Consider the following 24181-nt stretch of genomic DNA (forward strand, 5'->3'; position numbering starts at 1 on the left):
GGGCAGCGCGGGTCCGCGCTGCCCTGACGACTTCACAGGGTGAGGCCCACCGCTACACAGTTGGCCAGCAGGGCGAGTGCCGCGAGTGCCGTGCGTGTCCAGTTCCAGCTGCCCCAGTGACGGCGGGGGTCTCGCTCGGCGAAGTCCACCGGCAGGTGGTCCGGATCCAGTGTCCGGAGCCACTTGTTCACCGGCACGTTCTTCGCCAGCGAGACCACCACCGTGCTCAGGGTCAGCAACGCGGCCGTGCCGAACAGAGTCGCGGTCCCCGCGTCGTCCGCCAGTCCGGCCAGCACACCGTCGCCGACTGCCGTGACAGCGAAGCAGATCGGCATGAACGGGTCGTACCGTGTGGACAGAAAGGCGTGCGCCTGCACATAGCGGCCCTGCGGCAGGCTCTCCAGCAGAGGCCATCCGCCCAGCTGCGTACCCATCAGCACACCGGCCGCCAGGCCGTTGGCCATGAGCACCACCGGAATCAGCACCTCGGACACGCCCTCGGCCATCGTGCTCAGCCGACGGACGCCGCGGCACGCGCCGCGGCCTCCACCTTGTCCTTGATGAGTCGCATCTGGACGGACGTGTTGCGGTCCAGGTTCTCCCGCATCGTCGCGTCGTCCACCGGCGCCTGCGGCCTCATCTCGAAGTCCTGCACCCAGCGCATCCGCACCCCGTCGTCCACCTGGCTGTACTCCCAGTAGATCCACATGTACTTGAACGGTCCCGGCTCGATCCGCTGCGAACGCACCGTCCTGGTCCCGGTGTCCGGTGTACGCGCCGAGACCCAGCTCCACACCTTGCCGTTCTCGTCCGGGTGCAACGCGAGCCGGAACACGATGGTGTCCTCCTGCCGTCGCAGGATCTTCGCCTCGCCGTACTCGCTGAACAGTGACGGCCATGACTCGATGTCGTTGGTCATGTCCCAGACCAGCTCCATCGGCGCGTCGATGACGATCTCGTTGTCGGTGTGCTCCGCCACCTCATGCCTCCGATCGCGCGAGCCGCGCGTTGATGAACTCGAGCGCCCTGCCCGGGGTCGGCATCTCGGACACGGCCTCGTCCGGGATCGGCACCCCGTACCTGCGCTCGACCTGACTGGCCACCTCCAGCAGCGCGAGCGAGTCATAACCAAGGTCGGCGAACTCGACGTCGACGATGTCACCGTCCAGGTCGACTCCCTCGGTCACCCCGACGCTCGTCCGCATGATCTCCTTCAACTCACTCAACGTGAACTCGCTCATCGACATCTCCTAGTGTTCCGAACCGGAAATGCGGTGCGTAAGTCGGTGGATCCAGGTTTCTGCTGGCAAGGCGCCGATCCTCCCTCGTACCGGGTTGTACTTGGGTGGATCGGCAACGCCGCCAGAAGGAGGCTGGGCCGCCGAATTGCGTGCCAGATTTCCGGTTCGGGACACTAGGCATCCGCGGGGTGGGTATCCACTGACAGTTGTGAGACGCACCGCATCGCGGCGTTGCGGAAGTACTCACCGAAACCGGCCTGGGTGCTGGTGTCCCGCGTTTCGCGCAGATAGGGGGCGAGTTTCTTCTCGAGCAGGTGCACGCCGCGCTGGCTCGCCATGTGCCGCCCGATCGCGGAGAAGTCACCCTCGTAGTGGATGACCCGCACCATGATGTCGTCCTTGATGAACACGGCGGTGCCAAGCAGCCTGCCGACCTGTTCGTTCTCCGAGTCGCGGAGCAGCGGGGTGTCGACCCGCTGGAACCCGGAGAAGATCTCGGCGATCTCGTCCTCGTGCCCCGGCTTGACCTGGTAAGTGATCGCGGCGTACGGCATCACACGTCTCCATCCACTCGGCCCGAGAGGCAGATGCTGGCAACAGCGGGTGGGAGCGGGCTCGAAGACCGGTCAAAGTCGGCGTTGCATAGTTTCACTGCAACTAGTAGTGTGGCGACTATGGGTTCCGTCCACCGTCGCTCGACACTGGCACTGGCCGTGATGTCCATGCTGATGGAAGCCGAACAGCTCCAACAGGAGGCGCTTCACCCGTACCGGATGCAGCGCCTGATCAAGGATCGCGGCAAGGACGAAGTGGTCAACGTCGGGCAGCGGGCCAGCCTCTACCGCACGATCGAGCGACTCCACCGGGCCGAGCTGATCAGGATCGTCGAGAGCAACCGGGCGAACAAGCGACCGGAGCGTACCCTCTACGAGCTGACCGACGAGGGCCGCCGCGTCTGGCGGGAGTGGATGCTCGACGCGCTGGAGACCCCGGTCCGCCAGTACGCGGAGTTCCCGGCGGCGATCGCGTTCATTCCACTGCTCGAGCCCGACGAGGTGCTCGAACAACTGGAGCGGCGCGAGAAGAAGCTCCTCTCCGAGTTGGAGCGGTTCCGGGCGCTGGTGGCGGAGACGACGAAGATCGGGAGACTTTTCGCCCTGGAGACGGAGTGCCTGCTGGCGACCACCGCAGCGGAGCTGAAATGGGTGGGATCCATCATCAGCGACCTCCGGTCCGGAAGCGTCACGTGGACCAGAGAATGGCTCAGCGCGCTGGCGTCCCAGGAAGAACCCGGCGGCACCGCCGGTTAGCCCACCGTGGCCGTCGAACCGGGGTGAATTCGTTCGAGTCAGGCACGGCACGGGTCATTTGGGGCGACCGACTACAGGGGGCGGCCGCCGACACCACATGATCAGAAGGTTGTCATCATGCCCAACTCACCGTTCCATGTTCTCGTCATCGGCGCGGGCACCGGAGGGCTGGCACTGGCTCAGGGTCTCACCCGGGCCGGCATCAGCGTCGCGGTGTACGAACGGGACCGGACTCGACGCGACGGCCTGCAGGGATACCGGGTCGGCATCGACGCCGACGGCAAGCGCGCGCTCCGCGAGCTCCTTCCTGCCGACCTGTACGAGACCTTCCGCGCGACCTGCGCCGAGCGGCCCATCTACGAGAACCAGATGACCCACCGGATGAAGTTCCTCCTCACCATCGGGCCCGAACTCCTCCCGGAGGACGAACGGCCGACGGACGAGGAGCACGACGAGTCCGTCAGCCGGATGACGTTGCGGCAGGTGCTGCTCACCGGGGTCGAGGACGTCGTCCACTTCGACAAGGACTTCACCCACTACGAACAGCACGACGACGGCAGGGTGACCGCGTACTTCGCCGACGGCAGCTCGGCCACGGGCGATCTGCTGGTCAGCGCGGAGGGCGCGAGTTCGAAGGTGCGCAGGCAGTACCTGCCGCAGGCCAGGCTCGTCGACACCGGTCTTGTCGGTGTCACCGGCAAGACGCCACTCACCGAGGAGACCCGTGCGCTGCTGAATGAGCACCTCTTCAAGGGCGTCACCCTGGCACACGGGCCGAAGGGGGCCATCTGCATCTACCACGTGATGCGGTTCAAGTGGGACGCCGACGGCGAGCTCAAGCACGGCATCGGCGGCACCGACGCCGACGCCATCAAGGACTGGCCTGGCATGCTGTACGACAACACCCGCGACTACATCATGTGGGGCTGGGCGACGTCCGACTGGTGGTTGCCGGAGGACGTGATGACCCTGCGCGGCAAGGAGATCCAGGACCTGGTGGTGCAGATGACCCGCGACTGGCACCCCAACCTGCGCAGGATCTTCGAGCTCGGCGACCCCGACAGCAGCTTCCCGCTGGCGATCCGCACGTCCGAGCCGGTCGAGCAGTGGGAGACCACGAACGTCACCCTGCTCGGCGACGCGATTCACACCATGACGCCGGGCCGTGGAGTCGGCGCCAACACTGCGCTACGTGACGCGCGCCTGCTCACCCGCACGCTCGTCCGGGCAGCGAAGGACGAGGTACCGCTGCTCGGTGCGGTGCGGGAGTACGAGACCACGATGACCAAGTACGCGTGGGACGCGGTCATCAAGTCACGCGCGCAGATGGAGGGGCACACCGCGGCGCACAAGGGCGGCGTGTCAGGCGCGCTGGCACGACTTGGCATGCGCACCTTCTTCCGCGTCATGGACAACGTGACACCGCTCAAACGCAAGATCGTCCGGGCGGACAAGTCCTTCCGCGGCACGGGACGCGAAGAGGACTGACCGGCGGGGGTGGGGTGCCGGACGGGTGCCCCACTCACCAGCCGGCCGGCTGTCCGTTCCGGAGGAAGACCCCGGTCGGGCCGCCGTCCGGGATGGTGACGGCGTCGGCGATGTCGACCGCGGCGGACTCGGGTGAGCGCTCCGCGCTCGGCATCATCCTGGTCCTCGCCATCCCCGGGTTGACCGCGTTGACCAGCACGCCGCTGCCACTGGTCTGAGCCGCGAGCAGGGTGGTGAGCCCGTTCAGCGCGGTCTTGGACAGTGCGTAGCCGGGTGCGCCGGTGAACAGGCCGTTGCTGAACGAACCCGTGCCGCTCGACACGATCACGACTCTCCCCCACCCCCCGCGGACCATGGCGGGCACGAATGCCTGGCACACCTGCCAGGCGCCGAACACGTTGACCTCGAAGGTCTCGCGCACGGACTGGATCGGGACCGAAAGCGGCTCGGTGCCGCCGTCGAGCAGCACACCGGCGTTGCTGACCAACGCGTCGACCGGCCCGATCCGCGCGCTCACGGCCGCCACGGCGGCCGGGTCCGTGACGTCGAGGGCGACCCCCCGCGCGCCGTCACCGAGCGAGGCCGCGGCCGCCGAGGCGGCGTCGCCGCTTCTCGCCGCCAGCACGACCCGCCAGCCGCGTGCGTGCAGGAGCGTCGCGGTGGCCAGGCCGAGCCCTCGGTTCGCCCCGGTCACCAGCACCGTTCGTGTCACCGCATCTCCTCCCTGGAAGTCCTTGCGCCACAACTGTTCCCGATGCCACTCGAAGGACGCTCGGTGGCAGCCGGGCCCAGCGGTCTTCGAGTTCGGTCCGAGCCAGTCGACACACGATGGCCCACATGTGTGGTGTAGCCGGATGGCTCGACTTCGAACGCGACCTCACCCAGCACGGCGGCACGGTGCGGACGATGGCCGCGGCCATGGCCAATCGTGGCCCCGACGCCGAGGCGGTGTGGACCGACCGGCGGATCGCACTGGCGTTCCGCAGGCTCGCGGTCATCGACCTGCCCGGCGGCCACCAGCCGATGGTGGCGGAGGAGAACGGCCGGACACTCGCGGTGCTCGTCTACAACGGCGAGGTCTACAACTACCGGGAGCTACGCGAGGAGCTCGCCGGACGCGGGCACGTCTTCCACACGGCGAGCGACACCGAGGTGGTGCTGGCGGCGTACCTGGAATGGGGTGACGACTGCGCCGGGCATCTCGACGGCATGTTCGCCTTCGGTGTCTGGGACCCGCGCGAGAACAAGCTCACGCTGGTACGCGACCGCGTCGGCATCAAACCCCTGTACTACGCCCGGGTCGGGCACGGGTTCGTGTTCGGCTCCGAGGTCAAGGCACTGCTGGCGCACCCGCTCGTCGACGCCGCCGTGGATGGTGAGGGCCTCGCGGAGCTGCTGTCGTTCATCGCGACTCCCGGACACGCGATCTACCAGGGTATCCACGAGGTGCGGGCCGGTCATGTGCTTACCGTGCGCGAGAACTCGGTGCGCGAGCACGCGTACTGGTCGCTCCCCAGCCGCGAGCACACCGACCGCTGGGACACGACCGTCGACACCGTGCGGCACCTGCTCGCCAGTTCCGTGTCCTCACATCTGGTCGCGGACGTGCCGCTGTGCACCCTGCTGTCCGGCGGGATCGACTCGAGCGCGATCGTGGCGCTCACCGGGAAAGCCATGAGCGGCACCCGTCCACGTACCTTCTCGGTGGACTTCGACGGGCACACGGAGCGGTTTCGCGAGGACTTCTGGCACCACAGCCCTGACGCGCCCTACGCGGCCGAGGTGGCCAGGTTCGTCGGCACCGAGCATCAACCGATCACGCTGCACACGGCAGACCTGGCCGATCCCGTGGTGGGCGCCGCCGCGCTGACCGCGCAGGACCTACCCCGGCCGACCCCGGACATGGACCGGTCGCTGTACCTGCTGATGCGATCCGTCCGGCAGCACTCGACGGTCGCGCTCATGGGTGAGGTCGCCGACGAGCTGTTCGGCGGCTACCGCTCGTTCACCGACCGCAACCTGGTGGAGAGCGACAACTTCCCCTGGGTCACCATGGGATTCGGGGTCGCACCGCACGGCATGGGCACCGGGCTGCTCGAACCCGCTCTGCTGGCGAAGGTCGACGTGCCGGGGTACTCGGCGGGACGCCACGTCGAGGCGCTGCGTGAGGTGCCCGCGCTGCCGGGCGAACCGGCGCAGGACGCCATGCTGCGCCGCATCGGCTACCTGCACATGACCCGGTGGCTCCCGTTGCTGCTGGCCCGCAACGACCGGCTGAGCATGGCCGTCGGGCTCGAGGTGCGGGTGCCCTACTGCGACCACCGGCTGGTCGAGTACGTCTTCAACATCCCGTGGCGGTTCAAGACGCGCGGTGGCGAGGAGAAGAGCCCGCTGCGTGCCGCCGCGGCCGGGCTGCTGCCGGAATCGGTGCTGCGCAGGAAGAAGAGCCCGTTCCCCATCACCCAGGACTCGAGCTACGGGCACGTGCTGCGTGAGCAGCTCGCCGCCGTGGTCGCCGACTCGAACAGCCCGGTCCGGCCGCTGGTCGACCTGCCCGCGGTGACCGAGCTACTCAGCGAGGACAGGCCCATCGAAACCGTCGGCTGGGGCGAGCGCCGCAACGTCGAAATGGTTCTCCAGCTCGACGCGTGGCTGCGGAGCTACCGCGTACGCATCGAACTGTGACGAGGAAGCAGGAGGAACCCCAGATGCTGCACGAAGAACTGCTGGCAGCCGCGGAACCGGTGCTGCGCAAGGTCATCGACCATCCCTTCTGGGCGGGTCTGCGTGATGGCACCCTGCCCGGCGAGGCACTGGCGCACTTCGTCGGCCAGGACACCGGACACCTGCTTCCGGCGTACAGCAGGGCACTGGCCAGGTGCGCCGCGATCGCGCCGGTCGACGCGCACGCGGTGTTCTTCGCCCGGTCCGTGACCGGGACGCTGGCGGCGAGGGACCGGTTGCGGGAAGCCTTCGCCGAACTGGGGCCGCCGATGGGCGTCGCACCCGCCACCGAGCCGCCGCCGGTCGATCCCCTGACGCACGCGCACTGCTCGTTCTTCCAGGCCGCGGCCGCGAGCTCACTGCCCGAGGGGGTCGGCGCGCTGCTGCCCATGGCATGGTTCAACTACCACGTCTCGAAGGACCTCGCCGAGCGGCGTGTCCACGGTTCGGTGTACGAACCGTGGATCGAGCTGTACCAGCCCTCCGAGGGATATTCCCACCACGTCGTGCGGCGCTACCTCGACCTGGTGGACGAGATCGGCGACGGCTGCTCGACGCGGGAACGGGCCACGCTGACCGAGCAGTTCTCGATCGGCCTCCGGTACGAGTGGTTGTTCGCCGAGAGCGCGTGGCGACAGCCGGCCTGGCCGGTCTGAGCGCCACGCGCGGTCACGTCGGCACCCGTCCAGGCAGCACGGGCGGGTGCCAGTCCCCGATCCTGGCCATGGCGCGCTCCCCGGCACGTGGCGGTGTGATCGTCATCATCGCATTGCGTACCAGCACGTTCCACCGCCCCGAACGCATCTTGAACCGTCCTATGCGGCGGGACGCCTCGATGACCATGCCGGTGCGAGGCCGCCGTTGTTCGTCGTAGCTCGCGAGCGCGGCCGCCACATTCTCCTCCTCGGCCAGTGCGGCACACAGCACGACGGCGTCCTCGATCGCCTGGCAGGCACCCTGACCGAGGTCGGTCGTCATGGCATGAGCGGCGTCGCCGAGCAGCGCGGTCGACCCGGCCACGAGGCTCGGCAGCGGCTCGGCGAACTCGAAGACGTCGTGGTAGAGCACCGCCTCCCGCGGCGTCGCCCGCAGCAGCCCGGGAATCGGGTCATGCCAGTTTCCGAAGCGCCGCAGCACTTCCGCGTGCTCGTCGGCGCGCCGCTCCCCCGCCGTCGCGTTCGTCACCGCGTACCAGTAGACCCGCCCGTCGGCCAGCGGCATCCGCCCGAACTCCAGCCCGTCGCCCCAGGTGTTCCCGCCCGGCTCCGCACGGGAGAGCTCCGCGATGCCCCGCCACACACTGTGTCCACAGTAGACGGGATCGGGCGCGGACGGGAACAACTCCCGCCGACATCCGCTGTGCAGTCCGTCCGCCGCGACGACCAGGTCCGCGCGGACGGTGTGCGTCGCACCGGCGGCGTCGCGGTAGGCGACCACCGCTCCACCGCCCGGCAGGTTCTCGACCCCGGTCACCTCGGCACCCGTGCGCACGTGGTCCGGCGGCAGGGCGTCGTGCAACACCCGGTGCAGGTCCGGACGCGGCAGCACGGAAACGGAGAGCCCGTGTTCCCGGACGAAGTCCGGGTCGGTGGGCTTCATCAGCCGCCGCCCGGACGAGGTCCGTACACCCTCACCGCCGGGCATCATCGTCGCCGCGTGCGACCGCACCCGGTCACCGACGCCGAGCTGGTCGAGCGACCGCAGTGCGTTGGCCAGCAGGGAGATTCCCGCCCCCGCCGCACGCGGCTTCGCAGCCCGCTCCAGCACGAGCACCTGCCATCCGCCACGAACCAGCCCCACCGCCGCCGACAGTCCGCCGATGCCCGCGCCTGCGACGACCGCGGTCGGCCCGCCATGAGCTCTCGTCCTCATCGGCCCTCCCAGAGGACCGGCAACGTCTGCGGGCGGGAGAACGCGACGCCGGAACTCCACTCCAGTTCGGACTCGTCCACCGCGAGCCGCAGGCCGGGCAGGTCGCGGAGCAACGTGCCGACCGCGATCTCCAGCTCCATCCTGCCCAGCTGGGCGCCGAGGCAGTGGTGGATGCCATGGCCGAAGGACAGGTGCGGGTTGGGCTTGCGGTCTATCCGCACACCGTCCGGATCGGCGAAGACCTCCGCGTCCCGGTTGGCCGCGTTGATCAACGGCAGCACGGCCTCCCCCGCCGTGATCGTCACCCCGCCGACCGTCACGTCCTCGACGGCGATGCGCAGCGCGCCGAGCCCGCCGCCCGCCTGTGAGCGGCGAAGCAGTTCCTCGACGGCCGTCGGGATCAGGCCCGGGTTCTCCGTCAGCTCGGCGAGCCGTTCCGGCACGCGCAGCAGCGTCACGACCGCGTGCGCGAGCCCCGCCGTCGTCGCGTGGTACCCGGCGCCGAGCAGCGTGTAGCCGAAGGCGAGCAGTTCCTCGTCGTCAAGGCGATCACCGTCGTCCGCCGCGTTGATCAGGACCATCAACAGGTCGTCCGTCGGGTGCGACCGTTTGTCCTCGATGAGTCCGGTGAGATAGCCGTTCAACGCGTCACGCGCGGCAAGCACCTCGTCGCGGCTGCCCCGCGCGTAGCTGAGCATCACGTCGGTCCACGCACGGAACTGTTCGACGTCCTCGTAGGGCACCCCGAGCATGCGGCAGATCACCGTGATCGGCAGCGGCTCCGCCAGCCCGCCGATCAGGTCGGCGGGCGGACCGGCCTCGATCATCTTCGCCAGGAGGGCGGCCGTGAGGTCCGCCACCTCCTCACGCAGCGACTCGATGCGCCGGGGCGCGAAGGCCTGCGACACGAGCCGCCGCAACCTGCTGTGCTCTGGCGGATCCATCACGAAGATCGACTTCGAGCCCTGGGCGATGGGCAGCAGCCGGGGCGCGCCCGGCGCGGTGATCGCCTCCCGGCTGAAGCGAGTGTCGGAGAGGACGCGGCGCACGTCCTCGTGGCGGGTCACCAGCCACACCTGGTCACCGGTCGGGATGACCGCTCTGCTCACCGGCTCGTCCCGGCGCAGCTTCGCGTACTCGGCGGGCGGTTCGATCGGATCCGTTGTGGAGAAGGGAAAGGACGGCACACCGTCGACTGGGCGCATCAGCGTTCTCCGCACAGGGGTAGGGGTCAGACCGGGCGGAACTCCAGCAACGCCAGGTCACCGGGCACGGGATCGTTGGCCAGGACGAAACCGGCGGCACCCGCCACCCGGTTCCACTCCGCCAGCCCACGTTCCCGGCCGCCGAGCGCGGCCATCATCTCGATGTCGGTCAGCTTGCCGAGGTCCCACTCCCCCGGGCCGGTCAGCAGCATGTCGACGATCAGCAACCGCGCGTCGGCGTCATCGCCGATCGCCGCGCGAACCCGTTCGAGGATCCGCACCGCGTCACGGTCGTTCCAGTTGTGGAGCGTGTGCTTGATGAAGTACGCGTCGAAGCCCGCCGGTATCTCGGCGAAGAAGTCCGTCTCCACCACCGAAGCACGGTCGGCCACGTCACGGCGCTCGAACTCCGCCTTCGCCTCGGCGACCACCTGCGGTTGGTCGCACACCGCGCCCGTGCAGCCCGGGTGACGGCTCAGCACCTCCGCGAGGAACTGGCCGCGACCGCCACCGACGTCGGCGATCCTCGGGAACCGGGAGAAGTCGAACTGTTCGAAGACCCGATCCGTGCCCGGGTAGTGGTTCTGCGTCATGGCCCGGTCGAACAACGCCGCGCTGCCCGCGTTCTCGCGCAGGAAGTCGAAGAACGGCGCGCCGAAGACGTTGTCGAACGCGGGTTCCCCGGTACGCACGGTGTGCAGCATGTCCTCGTACGGCCGCCACATCATGGGGTCACACGTGAACAGGAACATGTCCCGCACGCCGTCGTCCACATCGGACCGGAGTCCGTCGGCGGCCGCGGTCAGCGCGAAGGTGCCGTCGGCCGGCTCGCGCAGGATCCCGGCCGCGGCCACACAACGCAGCGCGCGGTAGAGCGAGTCCGGATCGGCACCGGTGGTCTCGGCGAGCTGGCCCGCGGTGCGTGGTCCATCCGCCAGGAGATCGGGAATCTTCAGCTGCACCAGCGGCCGCAACGCCCCGATCACCCACTTGGCGACGAACAGGCCGAGCACCCGCTGCCGCGCGGGCAGCTCGATCGGGAACCACGAGAGGACACCCGAGACCTCAGAGCCTCCGGAGTCGTCGAGTCCAGCGGACATGGTTCTCTCCTCATCGCGCGTCAGCGGAAGCGGGCGGGCATGGACCGGAAGGCGTTCATGGAGTTGGTGGCGCTGCGGATGGGCTGACCGGTCAGCTCAAGGTCGGGCAGCCGGTCGAGCACGCGGTCGAGGAACAGGCGCAGCTCGATGGCGGCCAGCGCCCTGCCGATGCACACGTGGGGTCCGCCGCCGCCGAAGGACACGTGTGGATTGGGCCGACGCGTCACGTCGAACCGTGCCGGGTGGTCGAACACGTCCTCGTCGCGGTTCGCCGAGGTGTACCAGAGCACCACGCGCTCGCCTGCCCTGATCCGCTGCCCCGCGATCTCCGTGTCCTTCGCGACCTGGCGGGCGAAGTGCGTCGCCGGGGTGACGTAGCGGACGATCTCCTCGACCGCGGTCGGGAGCAGCGCACGGTTCTCCCGCAGCAGCGCGAGCTGGTCGGGATGCCGCAGCAGGGCGAGCACGCCCCCGCTCACCGAGCAGTACGTGGTCTCGCTGGCGCCGACCAGCGTCGTACCGAACAGCGCGACCTCCTGCAACGCGAGTCCGTCCTCGTCGTTCTCCCGCGCCGCGAGCACCGAGAACAGGTCGTCGGCCGGCTGTTCGGCGCGGATGGCCGCCAGCTCCAGGAAGTACTCCATGAGCTTCTGGAAGGCGGCCCCCGCCTTCTCCGGCGTGCTGTGGTGGTAGTCGGGATCCCCGACGTTCATCGTGTGCCGGGTCCACTCGATGATCTCCAGCCGGTCCTGCTTCGGCACACCGATCAGCTCGGCCAGCACTTCGAGGGGCAGCCGCAGGGCGACCTCCTCGGCCAGGTCGAACTCGTCCTTGGCCGACACCTCGTCGAGGATACCGGCGATCAGCCGGTCGACCGGCTGCTCCAGCTTCGCCAACCGCGCGGGCGTGAAACCCCTGAACACCAGCTTGCGCAGCCGGGCGTGCTCCGGCCCGTCGAGAAAGGTGAGCAGCGGCAACCCCGTGCTGCTCTGCCGCACCGAGGTCATGGTGCTCGGGCCGGACAGGAAGGTGTCGTTGTCCTTCGACGCCCGCGACACGTCCGCGTGCCGCACCAGGTACCAGAAGTCGTAGCCCTCCCCGTCAGTGGCCTTTGTCAGGCCCGGCTCCCGGCGCAACCGCGCGAAGTAGTCGTAGGGAATACCGTTGACGAACGCCCTGGCGTCCATGAGGTCCAGTTCACGAACGGTCATCGGTCCACCTCACCCGGCTTGTGGCAGACCACGAGCGTGTCGTAGTCACCGAGCGCCGTGGCATCGACCGAGTCGAACCCGGCCGACTCGGCGTGCTCGCGCAGCTCGGTGACGGTGTACTCGGAGCCGCCGTCGGTGACCAGCAACATGTCCAGGCTGATCACCAGGTTCTCGATGTGGGTCGACCGGTCGGCGAGCATGCGGTCGTAGACCAGCAGCACGCCGCCGGGGTGCACGCTGTCGAAAGCCTTGTGCACGAGGAACTTCCGTTGTTCCGGGGCCCAGTCGTGCAGGGCGTGGCCGATGATCACGATGTCCGCGGCGGGCAGTGGGTCGACGAAGAAGTCACCCGGATGGAACGTCAGGCCGCCCGCCTGCCCGCTTTCCTCGGCCAGCTCGTCGAACAGCGGCGCCATCTGCGGCAGGTCGAACACGTGTCCATCGAGGTTGGGATGCGACCGCACGATCCGCGACGCCAGGTAGCCCCGGCAACCGCCGACGTCCAGCATCGAGCGGTAGTCTCCCCAGCCGTCGTAGGCCTCGATGAGCTGTGTGCCGAGCTCTCCCGTCAGCGCGTCCATCGAGTCGGCGAACTGGCGGAGGACGCCGGGACTCTCGACCATCGTGAGAAAGTCGCCGCCGGACTGCGGCTTTCCGGTGCGCAGTGCTTCGCCGAGCCTTCCCCACGCGGGATAGAGGTTGCGCCTCGACCGCTCAAGGAACCCGCCGATGTAGTCCTGGCCGCCACGCACGAGATAGTTCTCCGCCCCGGGTGCGTTGCGGTACCTCTCCCCGTCCCGTTCGAGCAAACCCAGTCCCACCAAGAGGTTCAACCAGTCGGTGAGTCCACGACCGTTCAGCTCGAGCGCCGCGCGAATCTCGTCGGGGCCTGCCGGGCCCGCGCGGAGCGTGCCGAACAGCCCGAGCTCCACGGCTGTCAGCAGGGCCTGCGCGTCGCAGAAGGAGTTGGCCAGCCGGAGGATTCCGGCGGGGGTTCCGGTGTCGGCGGCTATGTTCGTCATGGCGGCAACGCTGGCACCGCAGGATGGTGGCCGGCTCGAAACGGGTTCAAGGCCCGCCCCTGCTTGTGCCGCCAGTGTTTTCCAAGTCGCCGTTGCTGTCATCGGCTCCCGGAGCGAAGGGATCCCGATGAACGATGTGACAATCCCGGTGCTGATCGCGGGTGGCGGTCCTGTCGGTCTGTCCACGGCACTTTTCCTTGGGCGGCACGGCATTCGCACCATCCTCGTCGAGAAACGGGACGGCACCTCGCTGTTGCCCCGCGCGCCAGGACTGCAGGCACGCACCATGGAGCTGTTTCGCGCGGCGGGTTTCCACCACGACGTGCGCGCGCTGGAGCTGGGCGACTCCCACCCCTACTTCGAGGGCGGGATCATCCAGACCACGACGTTCTCCGCCATCGACGACGCCGTGACGCTGGAGGCGCCGTCGCTGGACGGACCGAGGGTCAGCCCGGAACGCGTGATGGGCTGCGGACAGGACCGCTACGAGCAGGTCCTGTCGGCCAAGGCCGGTGAACTCGGTTGCGACGTCCGGTTCTCGACGCGGCTGCGGTCGTTCACCCAGGACGAGGACGGGGTCACCGCCGTCGTCGAGGACGGCGAGCGCGGGCGGTACTCGATTCGCGCCCGGTACCTGGTCGGGGCGGACGGCGGGAACAGTCTCACCCGCAGGACACTGGGCGTGGCACGTTACGGCCGGGGCACCGTGTTCAACGCGCTGAGCATCTACTTCCGCGCACCGGAACTGGAGAGCATCCTCAAGGACCGCAAGTTCATCCTGTGTTACGCCACCGCCGCGCCCGGCACGCTGATGGGCCTGTCCCGGCTGCACGGCTGTGATCCCTGGCTCGCGGCCCCGCTCTACTTCCCGGAGAAGGGCGAGTCGCCGGACGACTTCCCCGACGAGCGGTGCGTCGACATCATCCGCACCGCCACCGGCCGGGACGACCTCGACGTCGAGGTGGTGTGGAAGGTGCCGTGGGAGGGTGCGCAGCTCGTGGCGGAGCGGTTCCGCGACGGCCGGGTGTTCCTCGCGGGCGACGCCGCGCACCTGCACCCGCCAGCGGGTGGTTTCGGCGCGAACACCGGTATCCACGACGCGCACAACCTGGCCTGGAAACTCACCGCCACACTGCGCGGGTGGGCGGGCCCCGAACTGCTCGACACCTACGACGCCGAACGCCGCAGAGTGGGTGAGGCGATGGCCGAGCAGGCGATGATCAGAAACCGGATCCGGCACGGCCACGCCGACGACGCGACCAGGGCGGCGATGGTGGACGACATCATCATCACCCTCGGCTACCGCTACCAGTCCTCCGCGATCCCCGGCGGGGACCCGGCCGCGCCGGTGCTCAGCCCCACACTGGAACTGTCCGGCGAACCCGGCACACGGGCGCCCCACGTCTGGCTGGACTCGGGTGGTGAGCGGATCTCCACCATCGACCTGTTCTGGGACCGCTACGTGCTGCTCGCCGGCCCCGACGGCGGCCCGTGGGCGGACGGGGCGGAGCGGGTCGCCAGACAGCTCGGCATCCCGCTGCGCGCGGAGATCATCGGCGGCGCGGGACCGCGGCCGACCGAGTGGGCCTTCACCCAGACCTGCGGCCTGACCGAGAGCGGCGCACTCCTCGTGCGACCGGACGCCTTCGTGGCCGCGCGGTGGCCGGCACTCGTCGCCGATCCCGACGCCGCACTCTCGTCCGCACTCGCCAGCGCCGCTGGCTTCCAGACCGTGCCGGAGGGAGCAAGATGAGTTCGCACGGACCCGGCGAGATGATCGAGCGGGCCATGGCCTTCCAGACCGCGAAGCTGGTGCTGACCGGGCTGGAGCTGGGGCTGTTCGAGCTGCTCGCGCACAAACCGTTGCCGGAGAACGACATCCGGGCGGAGCTGGGGCTCGGTACGAGGGGCACCGAGCTCTTCCTCGCCGCGTTGGTGGAGATGGGGATACTCGAGCGGGACGGCGACGCGTACCGCAACGGCGCCGAGACCGGCAGCTTCCTCGTCCCCGGCGCGCCCGCCTACCTCGGCGGCTTCCTGAACATGGCCAACCAGGTGATGTACCCCGCGTGGACCGGACTCGGCGAGTCGCTGCGCACCGACGAGCCGCAGGCCGCGACGTTCTCGGGCACGAACATGTTCGAGCAGCTCTACGAGGATGCCGGCAAGCGGGACGACTTCGTCCGCATGGCGGAGAGCATCAGCCGCCCGCTCGTCCCGGTGCTGGCGGAGACGTTCGACTGGGCCGCCCACAAGTCGGTGCTGGACCTGGGTGGCTGCCGGGGCGACGTGCTGGGGCATCTGGTCCGGGCGCATCCGCACCTGGACGCGACGGTGCTCGACCTGCCCCAGCTGGAACCCGCGTTCCACGACCACATGGCCGAGCTCGGCACGACCGGGCTGGTCGGCTTCCACGCGGCGGACTTCTTCACCGACCGGCTGCCGGCGGCGGATGTGGTGATGATCGGGCACTGCATGATCGACTGGACCGACGAGCAGCGCAGAACCCTGATCGCCAACGTCTTCCCGGCGGTCCGGTCCTCGGGCGCGTTCCTGATCTGGGACCCGATGCTGGTGGCGGGCGAGGAAGGCTACCTGCGCAACCTGATCCGCGGCCTCAACCTCCAGCTGATGACCCCGTACAGCACCAGCTACCGGCTCGGCGCGTGCGTCGCATGGCTCGAGGAGGCCGGGTTCGCCGACGTGGACCACCGCTCACTCGGCTACCAGGACATCACCCTGGTCACCGCGTACAAGGGAGAGGCGCCGTGAGCGCGGTGGTCACGGGTGGCACCGGGGGCATCGGCCTGCACACGGCCACCGGACTCGCCTCGGCAGGACACGACGTGACCGTGGTCGGCCGGGACGCCGCACGGGGCGCGGCCGCGCGGGCGCACGTGGCACGGGCCGTCCCCGGCGCCGGGATCCGTTTCGTCAAGACGGATCTGACCGAGCTGGCGAACGTCCGCGCACTGGCGGACACCCTGCGCGGGCATGGCCCCGTCGACGTCCTGGTCAACAACGTCAGCGGTCTGTTCCGCAGGCGGTGGTACACCGGCGACGGCATCGAGGCGACGTTCGCGCTGACGCACCTGTCCGGCTACCTGCTGACCGAATTGCTCGTCGACGACATGGTGCGCGCCGGGCGCGGGCGCGTGGTCACGATGACCTCGGACGCGGTCGGGCTCGCCGACCCGACCGGGTTCGACCAGGCGGACGTGGCGGGCCGCTACTACGGCATGACGGCCTACGGGCGGGCCAAGCTCGCCTGCCTGGCCTACACGGCCGGGCTCGCGCACCGGCTGCGCGGGACGGGCGTGACCGTACTCGCCGCCGACCCGGGTACCGCCGCCACCGAGACGGCCAGGTCGATGCGCTCGGACCTGTTCCCCTTCCCCGCCCGGCTGGCGTGGCCGCTGATCTGGCTCAACATCAGGCGGATGGACGTGGCCGGGGCCGCGCGCTCCCCGCTGCTCGCCGCGACGGCCGATACGTACGAGACCGGCCAGGTCGTCGCGCCGGGCGGGGAAGCACGCGCACCACATCCCCGTGCCACCGAGCCCGCGCTCATCGCGGCGGTGGCGGCCCTCAGCGCGCGCCTGACCTCGCTGGGGAGAATCAACTCAGGTCAGGGCTAGGGCGGCCGCGTTCACCACGGCGGCGGCCACCGCCACCGCCGTGCGCAGCAGGTGCCAACGACGCCACAGGGGCCGGGGATCAGTCCAGTTCGCCGGGACGGCGTCCGGGTCGACGGACTTGACCCTGCGGTTGATCGGCACGTTGCAGTAGTGCGAGACGATCGACACCACCAGCAGGAGCACCGCGCCCACCGCGAACAACGGCGCGACGTCACCCGGCGCGGTGAAGGCCAGGACCACCTCTGCGGCCATGGAACCGAGCACGATGACGGGCATCGTCGGGTCCCAGTGGCGGCCGATCAGCTTGTGCGTGTAGACGTAGCGATCCGTCGGCATCGCCCGCAGCGCGGGCAGCACGGACAGCGCCACCGCGAACAGCACACCGGCCACCACACCGCTCGTCACCGTGACGGTGGCGGCGAGCACGTCCACGACCGTCACGACAGCACCTCCTTCGCGACGAGGTCCACCTGCTCCGGGTCCGAGGTGCACGGGAAGAGCACCAGCTCGTCGCAGCCCGCTTCGGCGTACTCGGCCACGACCGCACGCAGCCGGTCCGGGGTCGTGGCCACCTTCGAGACGGCCATCTCCGCCTTCTGACCGAGGTAGGAGTAGTACCGCCGCAGGTACTCACCCGCGCGGGCCGACGCGTCCGCGCCGAGCGACACATAGCTCAGCGACACGATCCTCGGCCGCCCGGACCGTCCCTGCGCCGCCCACGCCCGCCGGACACGTGCGACCAGCTGCCGGTAGGCCGTACCGGAACTGCCACCGGCGATCCAGCCGGTCCCGTGTCTGGCGGCGCGGCGCATGGCCGCGTCGGAGTGCCCGCCGAACAGCAGCGGCGGGCCACCGGACACCGGAGCCGGGCCGACCTCGTCGCCAGCCCACACGGCCCGCAACTCGTCGACGACGGCGTCCAGCCTGCGGCCACGCTCGCTGAACCGCGCACCCGCTGCGACGAAGTCGTCCTCCCGGTCACCGGCCGCCAGGCCGACCGCGAGCCTGCCGCCACAGATCCGGTCGATCGTCGCCAGCTGCTTCGCGAGCACGGCGGCGCTACCTCGGTAGGAGGCGAGCAGGACGGTGCTGGTGAGCCGGATCCGTTCGGTCACGGCCGCCGCGGCGGCCAGGGTGACGAGCGCCTCGTAGTTGTCGTACACCAGCCGATCGATCACCCCGAGCCCCGCGAAGCCCGCGCGGTCGGCCCTGCGGGCGAACTCGAGCAGCGTCGACCCGTCGACCCCGGGAACACTCGTCGGCAGGCCAATAGAGAGATCCATGAGAATGGTCCGCCTCCTCGCGCAAAAGATCCATTGGACAGGCCTGGCCCTGGCCTTGGCAGCTCACGCTTGCGCTGCCACTTCCATGACGGCGGCGGCGTCCTCGGCGCCTCTGCCCCGCTCGATCGCGGTCTCGAACCGGCGGGCCGCCTGCCGCACCAGGGGCAGCTCGATCCGGTAGTCCTGTGCCTGCCGCATGGCGAGGTCGAGATCCTTGTGCATCAACGTGGTTCGGAACCCGGCAGGCTGGTAGACCCGGCGGCGCATGAACTCCGCGCGGTAGGCGAGCACGGGCGACCGCCAGCCACTGCTGAGCACCACGTCGAGCAGCAGCTCACGGCCGAGGCCGGCCGCGTCGGCGAAGTCCGCCGCCTCTGCCAGTCCCACGGTCTGGATGCCCAGCAGCAGGTTCAGCGCGAGTTTCAGTGCGCTCGCCCGGCCAGCACCACCCAGGTAGCGGATTTCCTGCGCCAGCACGGAGAGAACCGGCTCCGCCGTGTCCAATGTGGACTTCCTGCCCGCGGTGAAGATCCGCAGCTGTCCGGCCGACGCCATGTCCGGGTTGCCGACGACACAGGCTTCGAGTCGTTCGACCCCCACCGCGTCGAGCCGGGCAGCGGCGTCACGCGCGTACAACGGCGAGACGGTCGTCGTGTCGACGACGATCGTGCCCGGCTGGAGCCACGGCAGCACCTCACCGAACAGCAGCTCCTCGACGCTCTCCTCGTCGGCGAGACTCAGCACCAGCAGCCCGGCCTTCGCGCCGGCGTCCCCGGCGCTCCTCGCGAGCCTCGCGCCATCGCGCACCAGCGGCTGCGCCTTCTCCGCGCTGCGGTTGAAGACGGTGACGGTGAGGCCGGCGTGCAGCAGCGCACGTGCCATGCCGCCACCCATGCCGCCGAGGCCGAGCACGGCGACCGACTCGATCAGCACGTTCACACACCTCCGTCGACGTTGAGCGTGGCGCCGCTGATGTATCGCGACGTGTCACCGGCGAGGAACAGCACGGCACCCGCCACGTCCTCCGGCAGGCAGATACGCCCGAGGGCGGTCATCCCGACGATGCGCTCGACGGCGGCGGCAGGCAGCCCGGCCCCCGGCTCGGTCTCGGTGAGGCCGGGCGCCACCGTGTTGACCCGGATTCCCCTCGGGCCGACCTCCTTGCACAACGCCCTGGTGAAGCCGATCAGCGCGGCCTTCGACGCCGTGTAGTGCACGCCGTTGGCGCGGCCACGCAACGCCACCGACGAGCCGACGTTGACCACCGACGCGCCGTCGGTGAGCAGCGCGAGCGCGGCGTGCGTGACGAGGTAGGTCGCCGTCACGTTGTGGTCGAACATGCGCCGCCACTCGTCGGCGGCGAGCTCCTCGAACGGCACCGGTCCATCGACTCCGACATTGTTCACCAGCACGTCGAGCCCGCCGACATGCTCGCGGCACCGGTCGGCCAGCCGCGCGACGTCCCTCTCGTCAGTCACGTCGGTACGCACGACCAGGTGCCTGCCGCCGATCTCCTTCAGCTCCCGCGTCAGGTTCTCGGCCGCCTCGCTCTCCTTGTGGTGGCAGGTGATCACCCCGGCCCCTGCGCGTGCGAAGGCAAGCACGGTGGTGCGCCCGATGCCCCTGGTACCACCCGTGACGAGCACCCTCTTACCGGCCAGATTCTGGTCCACAGCTACTCCTCCCCGTGCTCAACTGCTGACGACGGCCCCGGCGCGACGCAACGACAGTGGTGGTTCGAAGGACAGGTAGAGCCCGGCGATGGCACGGTCCGGGCTGACCGGGGCCCGCTTCACCTCGTGCTCCCTGTTCAGGTTCGCGAGGGGGTTCGGATCCCCGCTCTCCTCGCCGTGGAGATGCTGCTGCACGCGCCGGTACACGTCCTGCGCGTCCTCCAGGTCGGCGACACCGGTGATGATCCGGTCGAACGACGCCTGGAGGTTGAGCTCGTCGCGGTCGGCGGCCGACAGGCGCTGCGCGTTGTAGAAGTGATAGTCCCTGCCCCGGTAGCTCTCATAGAACGTCGACACGAGCACCAGCAGTCGTTCGTAGCCCTGGTGGTAGACGGTCTCGAAGAACGTCCACGCTTCCGCCTCGGTCACCTCGCCGCGCAGCACACTGCCGATCGCGGCCGCGCCGAGCATCCCGCTGTAGGTGGCCAGGTGCACACCCGTGGACAGAAGAGGATCGAGGAAGCAGGCGGCGTCGCCACACATCAGATAGCCGGGGCCGCAGAACGACTCCGCGGTGTAGGAGTAGTCCTGCTCGGTCTTCATGCCGGTCACCTGCTCGGCGTCGGCCAGCAGGTCCCGCACGGAGGGGCACTGTGCCAGCGCCTCGTGGTAGAGCGCCTCGATGCCGCCCAGCTCGGCGCGCTTGGCGTTGAAGTCGTCCCGGCCCGTCACCAGGCCAACGCTCGTGGTGCCGTCGTGCAGCGGGATCGTCCAGAACCAGCCACCAGGCACGGAGGAGACGACGATCGCGCCCTCCGGGCCCCGGTCGAGGGGCTGGGCGTTCTTCCAGTACGCCCAGGTGGCGACGTTGCGGAAGACGTTGTGGTATTTGCGGGCCTTCAGGTACCTGGTGGACATCACCCCCGCCCGGCCCGATGCGTCGACGAGGTAGTCGAACGAGATCCGGCCTTCTTCGCCGTCCCGCGACCACTGCGCGGCGACCGGCCTGCCGCCGTCGAACTCCACCTCCTTGACCGTGACCCCCTCGTGGACCCCGACGCCGAGCTCACGGGCGTGGTCGAGTAGCAGCTTGTCGAACTCGGATCGCACCACCTGCCAGGCGTTCGCGCCGCCAAGCAGATCGGTGAAGCGGACGGTCCACTCGTCGTCGCCCCAGAAGAAATAGGCGCCGCCCTTCGGCGTGAACCCGTGTGCCTCCACCTTTTCCCGCACCCCCAGCAGGTCGAAGATGGGCCGGCAGGACGGCAGGATCGACTCACCGATGTGGTAGCGGGGAAAGTGGTCCCGCTCGAGCAGGACGACCCGGAACCCCTGTTTGGCAAGCAGGCCGGCCGCGGTGGATCCGGCAGGCCCGCCACCGATGACCAGGATCTCGGTCTTGACGTCCATGGAGTTTCTCTTTCCTGTCAGGGGGTCGGCCGATGTCGGCCACGAACGTCGCAGTCACCGATCGAAGCGACCTCGAAGGCAGGTGGGGACCACTGGCCTAGTCGCCTGACAACTAGTAGTGTGGCGACTAACCGACGCAGGATTCGACCGAGGGGCCGTCGAATGGACACCGGGCTCAAGGACAAGCGCGTGCTCGTCACCGGGGGCACCCGGGGCATCGGACGGGCCACCGCGCTGCGCTTCGCCGGGGAAGGCGCTCGTGTCGCGATCACTTACAACCAGTCGGCAGACGAGGCCGAGAGGCTCGTCGAGGAGCTCGGTGGTCCCGATCGGGCGCTGGCCGTGCCGTACGACCTCCGCGACCTCGCCTCCGTCGACGCCGCGGTCGCCACGGTGACCGAGGCGTTCGGCGGTGTCGACGTGCTCATCGCGAACGCGCTCTGGTTCCGGTGGGGCGACCCAGAAGACCAGATCCTGTTCGAGGACCTGGATCCGGACAGGTGGACGGCCAGGTTTCGCGCCAACACCGAGGGCCACATGCGCACGGTTCAGCTCGTGCTCAAGGGCATGAAGGCCAATGGCTGGGGCCGCATCGTGCTGCTGTCGTCGGTCACCGCCTTCTACGGCAGAGCGAAGTCCGAGCTCTACAGCAGTTCCAAGACCGCACTGCACGGATTCGCCAGAAGCCTGATGTGGACCAGGAACGGCGTACTCGTCAACGTGGTCGCGCCCGGCGCGACCAAGACGGAGCTCATGGACGAGTTGCTGCTCGACCCGGTCACCAGGGACCTGGTCACGCGGGAGGTCGAACAGACCCCGAGCGGCCGGTTGAGCGAACCGGACGACATCGCGAAGCTGATCGTTTTTCTCGGTTCCGAGGCGAACGGCAACGTCAACGGCGAGGTCATCCACACGGCGGGCGGCCGCTGAACCCTCGCGGCGCGCGACGATCGCACCGCTCGAGAAACCCCGATTAATTCTTCTCGCGGAATTCCCGCGGCCAAGGTTGCCGCCCGCCATAAACTCGTGACGTAAATGCGTCGACACGGTGCGTAGCGGAACGCACCATTCATGGAAATAATGCTGGACCGGATGGCCGTGCTGCCGTAGATTCGCACGAGATCACCTTTCATGATCGCATTCATGCAATGAAACCAGCAGTGGCACCGCAATGGACCCGGGGGGGACCCGTCGTCCGTCACGGCGACACGAAAGCTGCCAATACACCACCCACAGGGGGGCACAATGATCAAGAACGAACTGTCGTTAGGCGAGCCAGAGCCGGAGTACAAGGGCCAGGACTACTACGTCGACTCCACGGCGGGTGACGACCGGCAGGCTGGGACCTCACCCAACCGGCCGTGGAAAACACTCGACAAGATCAACCAGGTGAAGCTCGGGCCGGGTGACCGCGTCCTGTTCCGGCGCGGGCGGTCGTTTTCCGGAACCTTCGCGCCGGTCGGCTCCGGCACCGCGAACAATCCGATCATCGCGACCTCGTACGGGTCCGGCGCGAAACCGGTGATCGACGGCCAGGGGTCGGCAGCCGCGATCTTTCTGCACAATGTGGACGGCTGGGAACTGAAAGACCTGGAAGTCACCAATTTCGGCCCGGCTCCCGCGTCAGGACAGCGTGCCGGTGTCTTCGTGCTGATCGAGGACTTCGGCGTCGGCGAGCACTACGTGGTCGCCAACGTGGACGTACACGACGTCAACGGCCCGGACGTGCTGGAACCCATTCCCAGCGGCGGCATCATCTTCGTCGCGGGCGGGACCGCCACCCCCACCGGATTCGACGGGATCACCGTGCGGAACTGCACCGTTTCCCGGGTGGACAGGATGGGCATCTGCACACAGTCACTCTGGTCCGTACGGCCGTCGAACCCCAACGGCCGGGGTACCTCGTACATGCCGATGAACAACATCGTCATCAAGAACAACCGTCTGGAGAAGACCGGCGGCGACGGCATCATGCTCAACAACGGGGTCGGCGCGCTGGTCGAGCACAACGTGCTCGACGACTTCGGCGGCAAGGCGGCGTCCGGTTCCGTGGTCGGCATCTACGGGTTCAACTGCGACCAGGGGCTTTTCCGGCACAACAGGGTGGCGAACGGCAGGAAGAACTCCATGGCCTTCGACATCGAGACCGGAAACCACGACACCGTCTACGAGTACAACCACACCTACCGCAACAACGGCGGCTTCCTGCTCTGCTGCAACGACCCGACCTCGACAGCGGACAACGCCATCATCCGTTACAACGTCAGCTATGACGACAGGGACGGCGACGGCGACTTCCCCGTCGGCGTGGTCACGCTGGCCTGCGGGGTCACCAAGAACCTCCGCATCCACAACAACACCTTCTACGCACCGAACACGACCAGGATGGTCAACAACATCGAGGGCACCTCGGCGGAGTTCACCAACAACATCTTCGTCGGCAGAAGGCAGGGTTCGGTCATCAACGACCCACACGGGGTCTACCGCAACAACCTCTACCACAACGTGGTGTTCGAACAGGGCAGCGACACCAGCGCCGTCGAGGCCGACCCGTTGCTCGTCGCGCCGGACGGTGCGCGGCCGCTGGAGGAGCCGTGGTCCGGACAGCTGCGGGCCGGATCACCGGCATGGCAGGCGGCGGCACCACTCACGCCGAACGGCAACCGGGACCACGCCGGGGAAACGCGGAACATCGGCGCGTTCCAGGGTGAGCACGATGACCGGTAGGACCCTGGGCTACGCCAACGTCCCCCTGGCGTAGCCGAGGGGGACGGCAAAAGTCATATGCCCCTCCGGTGGCGCTTTGCCTGGGTGAAGGGCTTGCGCCCTCGCGATCCCAGTGCCACGAAAGCCGATTCTGGGACGTTCAACGCCCTGAAAGCGCCTAATCAGTTCTGGGAGTCGGCCGTCGGGCAGACTCTTGGGTTGGTGGCCGACTGGCGGGTGAGCACTCTGAGCGCCTGGGCGTTGAGTCCTGACGAAAGATCGTGCCCTTGCTGGTAGG

24 protein-coding genes are annotated in these 24181 nt (G+C 68.8%); 9 read left to right on the forward strand and 15 right to left on the reverse strand.

Features of this window, described 5'->3' with window-relative positions; genetic code table 11:
* Positions 1-32: 32 nt before the first annotated feature.
* The 4 genes from WBA97_RS15395 to WBA97_RS15410 form a co-directional block, all read right to left on the reverse strand.
* The gene (locus tag WBA97_RS15395) at positions 33-506 is read right to left on the reverse strand and encodes an anthrone oxygenase family protein (RefSeq protein WP_424231489.1); all 474 of its coding nucleotides are present in this window, start codon (positions 504-506) and stop codon (positions 33-35) included.
* Positions 507-511: 5 nt separating this feature from the next.
* Complete coding sequence (locus WBA97_RS15400) at positions 512-979, reverse strand: SRPBCC family protein (RefSeq protein WP_424231490.1); 468 nt, start codon at positions 977-979, stop codon at positions 512-514.
* A gap of 1 nt (position 980) precedes the next feature.
* Positions 981-1241 carry an acyl carrier protein gene (locus WBA97_RS15405; protein WP_424231491.1) on the reverse strand — a complete coding sequence of 87 codons (261 nt, stop codon included), beginning with the start codon at positions 1239-1241 and terminating at the stop codon, positions 981-983.
* A gap of 173 nt (positions 1242-1414) precedes the next feature.
* Positions 1415-1795 carry a SchA/CurD-like domain-containing protein gene (locus tag WBA97_RS15410; protein ID WP_424231492.1) on the reverse strand — a complete coding sequence of 127 codons (381 nt, stop codon included), beginning with the start codon at positions 1793-1795 and terminating at the stop codon, positions 1415-1417.
* A gap of 120 nt (positions 1796-1915) precedes the next feature.
* On the opposite strand from WBA97_RS15410, the gene WBA97_RS15415 reads away from it, so the two are divergent.
* Positions 1916-2551, forward strand: a complete 636-nt coding sequence (locus WBA97_RS15415; RefSeq protein ID WP_424231493.1) for a PadR family transcriptional regulator — start codon at positions 1916-1918, stop codon at positions 2549-2551.
* 117 nt (positions 2552-2668) lie between these two features.
* Positions 2669-4039: an FAD-dependent oxidoreductase gene (locus WBA97_RS15420; protein WP_424231494.1), complete on the forward strand. Its 1371-nt coding sequence runs from the start codon at positions 2669-2671 to the stop codon at positions 4037-4039.
* A 34-nt stretch (positions 4040-4073) separates the two neighbouring features.
* On the opposite strand, the gene WBA97_RS15425 is transcribed toward WBA97_RS15420, so the two are convergent.
* Entirely contained in the window at positions 4074-4751 is a 678-nt protein-coding gene (locus WBA97_RS15425; RefSeq protein WP_424231495.1) for an SDR family NAD(P)-dependent oxidoreductase, read from the reverse strand.
* Positions 4752-4876: 125 nt separating this feature from the next.
* On the opposite strand from WBA97_RS15425, the gene asnB reads away from it, so the two are divergent.
* Together asnB and WBA97_RS15435 are read left to right on the forward strand one after the other, a co-directional pair.
* Positions 4877-6724, forward strand: a complete 1848-nt coding sequence (gene asnB, locus WBA97_RS15430; RefSeq protein WP_424231496.1) for an asparagine synthase (glutamine-hydrolyzing) — start codon at positions 4877-4879, stop codon at positions 6722-6724.
* The gene (locus WBA97_RS15435) at positions 6721-7419 is read left to right on the forward strand and encodes a TenA family protein (protein ID WP_424231497.1); all 699 of its coding nucleotides are present in this window, start codon (positions 6721-6723) and stop codon (positions 7417-7419) included. The genes asnB and WBA97_RS15435 overlap by 4 nt, the downstream gene beginning before the upstream one ends.
* Positions 7420-7432: 13 nt before the next feature.
* Here WBA97_RS15435 and WBA97_RS15440 read toward each other — a convergent pair whose 3' ends face one another.
* From WBA97_RS15440 to WBA97_RS15460, 5 genes are read right to left on the reverse strand one after another with little or no spacing between them, the layout of a single operon-like run.
* Complete coding sequence (locus WBA97_RS15440; protein WP_424231498.1) at positions 7433-8635, reverse strand: FAD-dependent monooxygenase; 1203 nt, start codon at positions 8633-8635, stop codon at positions 7433-7435.
* Positions 8632-9840: a cytochrome P450 gene (locus WBA97_RS15445; RefSeq protein ID WP_424231499.1), complete on the reverse strand. Its 1209-nt coding sequence runs from the start codon at positions 9838-9840 to the stop codon at positions 8632-8634. The genes WBA97_RS15440 and WBA97_RS15445 overlap by 4 nt, the downstream gene beginning before the upstream one ends.
* A gap of 26 nt (positions 9841-9866) precedes the next feature.
* The gene (locus WBA97_RS15450; protein ID WP_424231500.1) at positions 9867-10940 is read right to left on the reverse strand and encodes an ArsR family transcriptional regulator; all 1074 of its coding nucleotides are present in this window, start codon (positions 10938-10940) and stop codon (positions 9867-9869) included.
* A 20-nt stretch (positions 10941-10960) separates the two neighbouring features.
* Positions 10961-12151 carry a cytochrome P450 gene (locus WBA97_RS15455; RefSeq protein ID WP_424231501.1) on the reverse strand — a complete coding sequence of 397 codons (1191 nt, stop codon included), beginning with the start codon at positions 12149-12151 and terminating at the stop codon, positions 10961-10963.
* The gene (locus tag WBA97_RS15460) at positions 12148-13173 is read right to left on the reverse strand and encodes a methyltransferase (protein ID WP_424231502.1); all 1026 of its coding nucleotides are present in this window, start codon (positions 13171-13173) and stop codon (positions 12148-12150) included. The genes WBA97_RS15455 and WBA97_RS15460 overlap by 4 nt, the downstream gene beginning before the upstream one ends.
* Before the next feature lie 127 nt (positions 13174-13300).
* Between WBA97_RS15460 and WBA97_RS15465 the strand changes: the two genes are divergently transcribed.
* Genes WBA97_RS15465 through WBA97_RS15475 form a run of 3 tightly spaced genes read left to right on the forward strand, consistent with a single transcriptional unit; the run spans position 13301 to position 16811 of the window.
* Positions 13301-14926 (forward strand): FAD-dependent monooxygenase, encoded by a 1626-nt coding sequence (locus WBA97_RS15465; protein WP_424231503.1) that lies wholly within the window; start codon positions 13301-13303, stop codon positions 14924-14926.
* Complete coding sequence (locus WBA97_RS15470; RefSeq protein ID WP_424231504.1) at positions 14923-15945, forward strand: methyltransferase; 1023 nt, start codon at positions 14923-14925, stop codon at positions 15943-15945. The genes WBA97_RS15465 and WBA97_RS15470 overlap by 4 nt, the downstream gene beginning before the upstream one ends.
* Positions 15942-16811 carry an SDR family NAD(P)-dependent oxidoreductase gene (locus WBA97_RS15475; protein WP_424231505.1) on the forward strand — a complete coding sequence of 290 codons (870 nt, stop codon included), beginning with the start codon at positions 15942-15944 and terminating at the stop codon, positions 16809-16811. The genes WBA97_RS15470 and WBA97_RS15475 overlap by 4 nt, the downstream gene beginning before the upstream one ends.
* Here WBA97_RS15475 and WBA97_RS15480 read toward each other — a convergent pair.
* From WBA97_RS15480 to WBA97_RS15500, 5 genes are all read right to left on the reverse strand, one after another.
* Positions 16797-17252, reverse strand: a complete 456-nt coding sequence (locus tag WBA97_RS15480) for a DUF1772 domain-containing protein (RefSeq protein WP_424231506.1) — start codon at positions 17250-17252, stop codon at positions 16797-16799. The genes WBA97_RS15475 and WBA97_RS15480 overlap by 15 nt on opposite strands.
* Positions 17249-18094 (reverse strand): LLM class flavin-dependent oxidoreductase, encoded by an 846-nt coding sequence (locus WBA97_RS15485; protein ID WP_424231507.1) that lies wholly within the window; start codon positions 18092-18094, stop codon positions 17249-17251. Before WBA97_RS15485 ends, WBA97_RS15480 begins: the two co-directional genes overlap by 4 nt.
* Positions 18095-18157: 63 nt before the next feature.
* Positions 18158-19033, reverse strand: coding sequence for an NAD(P)-dependent oxidoreductase (locus WBA97_RS15490; RefSeq protein ID WP_424231508.1), 876 nt, complete (start codon positions 19031-19033; stop codon positions 18158-18160).
* Positions 19030-19767, reverse strand: a complete 738-nt coding sequence (locus tag WBA97_RS15495; protein ID WP_424231509.1) for an SDR family NAD(P)-dependent oxidoreductase — start codon at positions 19765-19767, stop codon at positions 19030-19032. The genes WBA97_RS15490 and WBA97_RS15495 overlap by 4 nt, the downstream gene beginning before the upstream one ends.
* A gap of 18 nt (positions 19768-19785) precedes the next feature.
* Positions 19786-21177: an NAD(P)/FAD-dependent oxidoreductase gene (locus WBA97_RS15500; RefSeq protein WP_424231510.1), complete on the reverse strand. Its 1392-nt coding sequence runs from the start codon at positions 21175-21177 to the stop codon at positions 19786-19788.
* 162 nt (positions 21178-21339) lie between these two features.
* Between WBA97_RS15500 and WBA97_RS15505 the strand changes: the two genes are divergently transcribed.
* Positions 21340-22107 carry an SDR family NAD(P)-dependent oxidoreductase gene (locus tag WBA97_RS15505; protein WP_424231511.1) on the forward strand — a complete coding sequence of 256 codons (768 nt, stop codon included), beginning with the start codon at positions 21340-21342 and terminating at the stop codon, positions 22105-22107.
* Positions 22108-22422: 315 nt separating this feature from the next.
* The gene (locus WBA97_RS15510; protein WP_424231512.1) at positions 22423-23904 is read left to right on the forward strand and encodes a hypothetical protein; all 1482 of its coding nucleotides are present in this window, start codon (positions 22423-22425) and stop codon (positions 23902-23904) included.
* Positions 23905-24181: the final 277 nt, after the last annotated feature.

This window comes from Actinophytocola sp. (assembly GCF_049647105.1).
Lineage (GTDB): Bacteria > Actinomycetota > Actinomycetes > Mycobacteriales > Pseudonocardiaceae > Actinophytocola.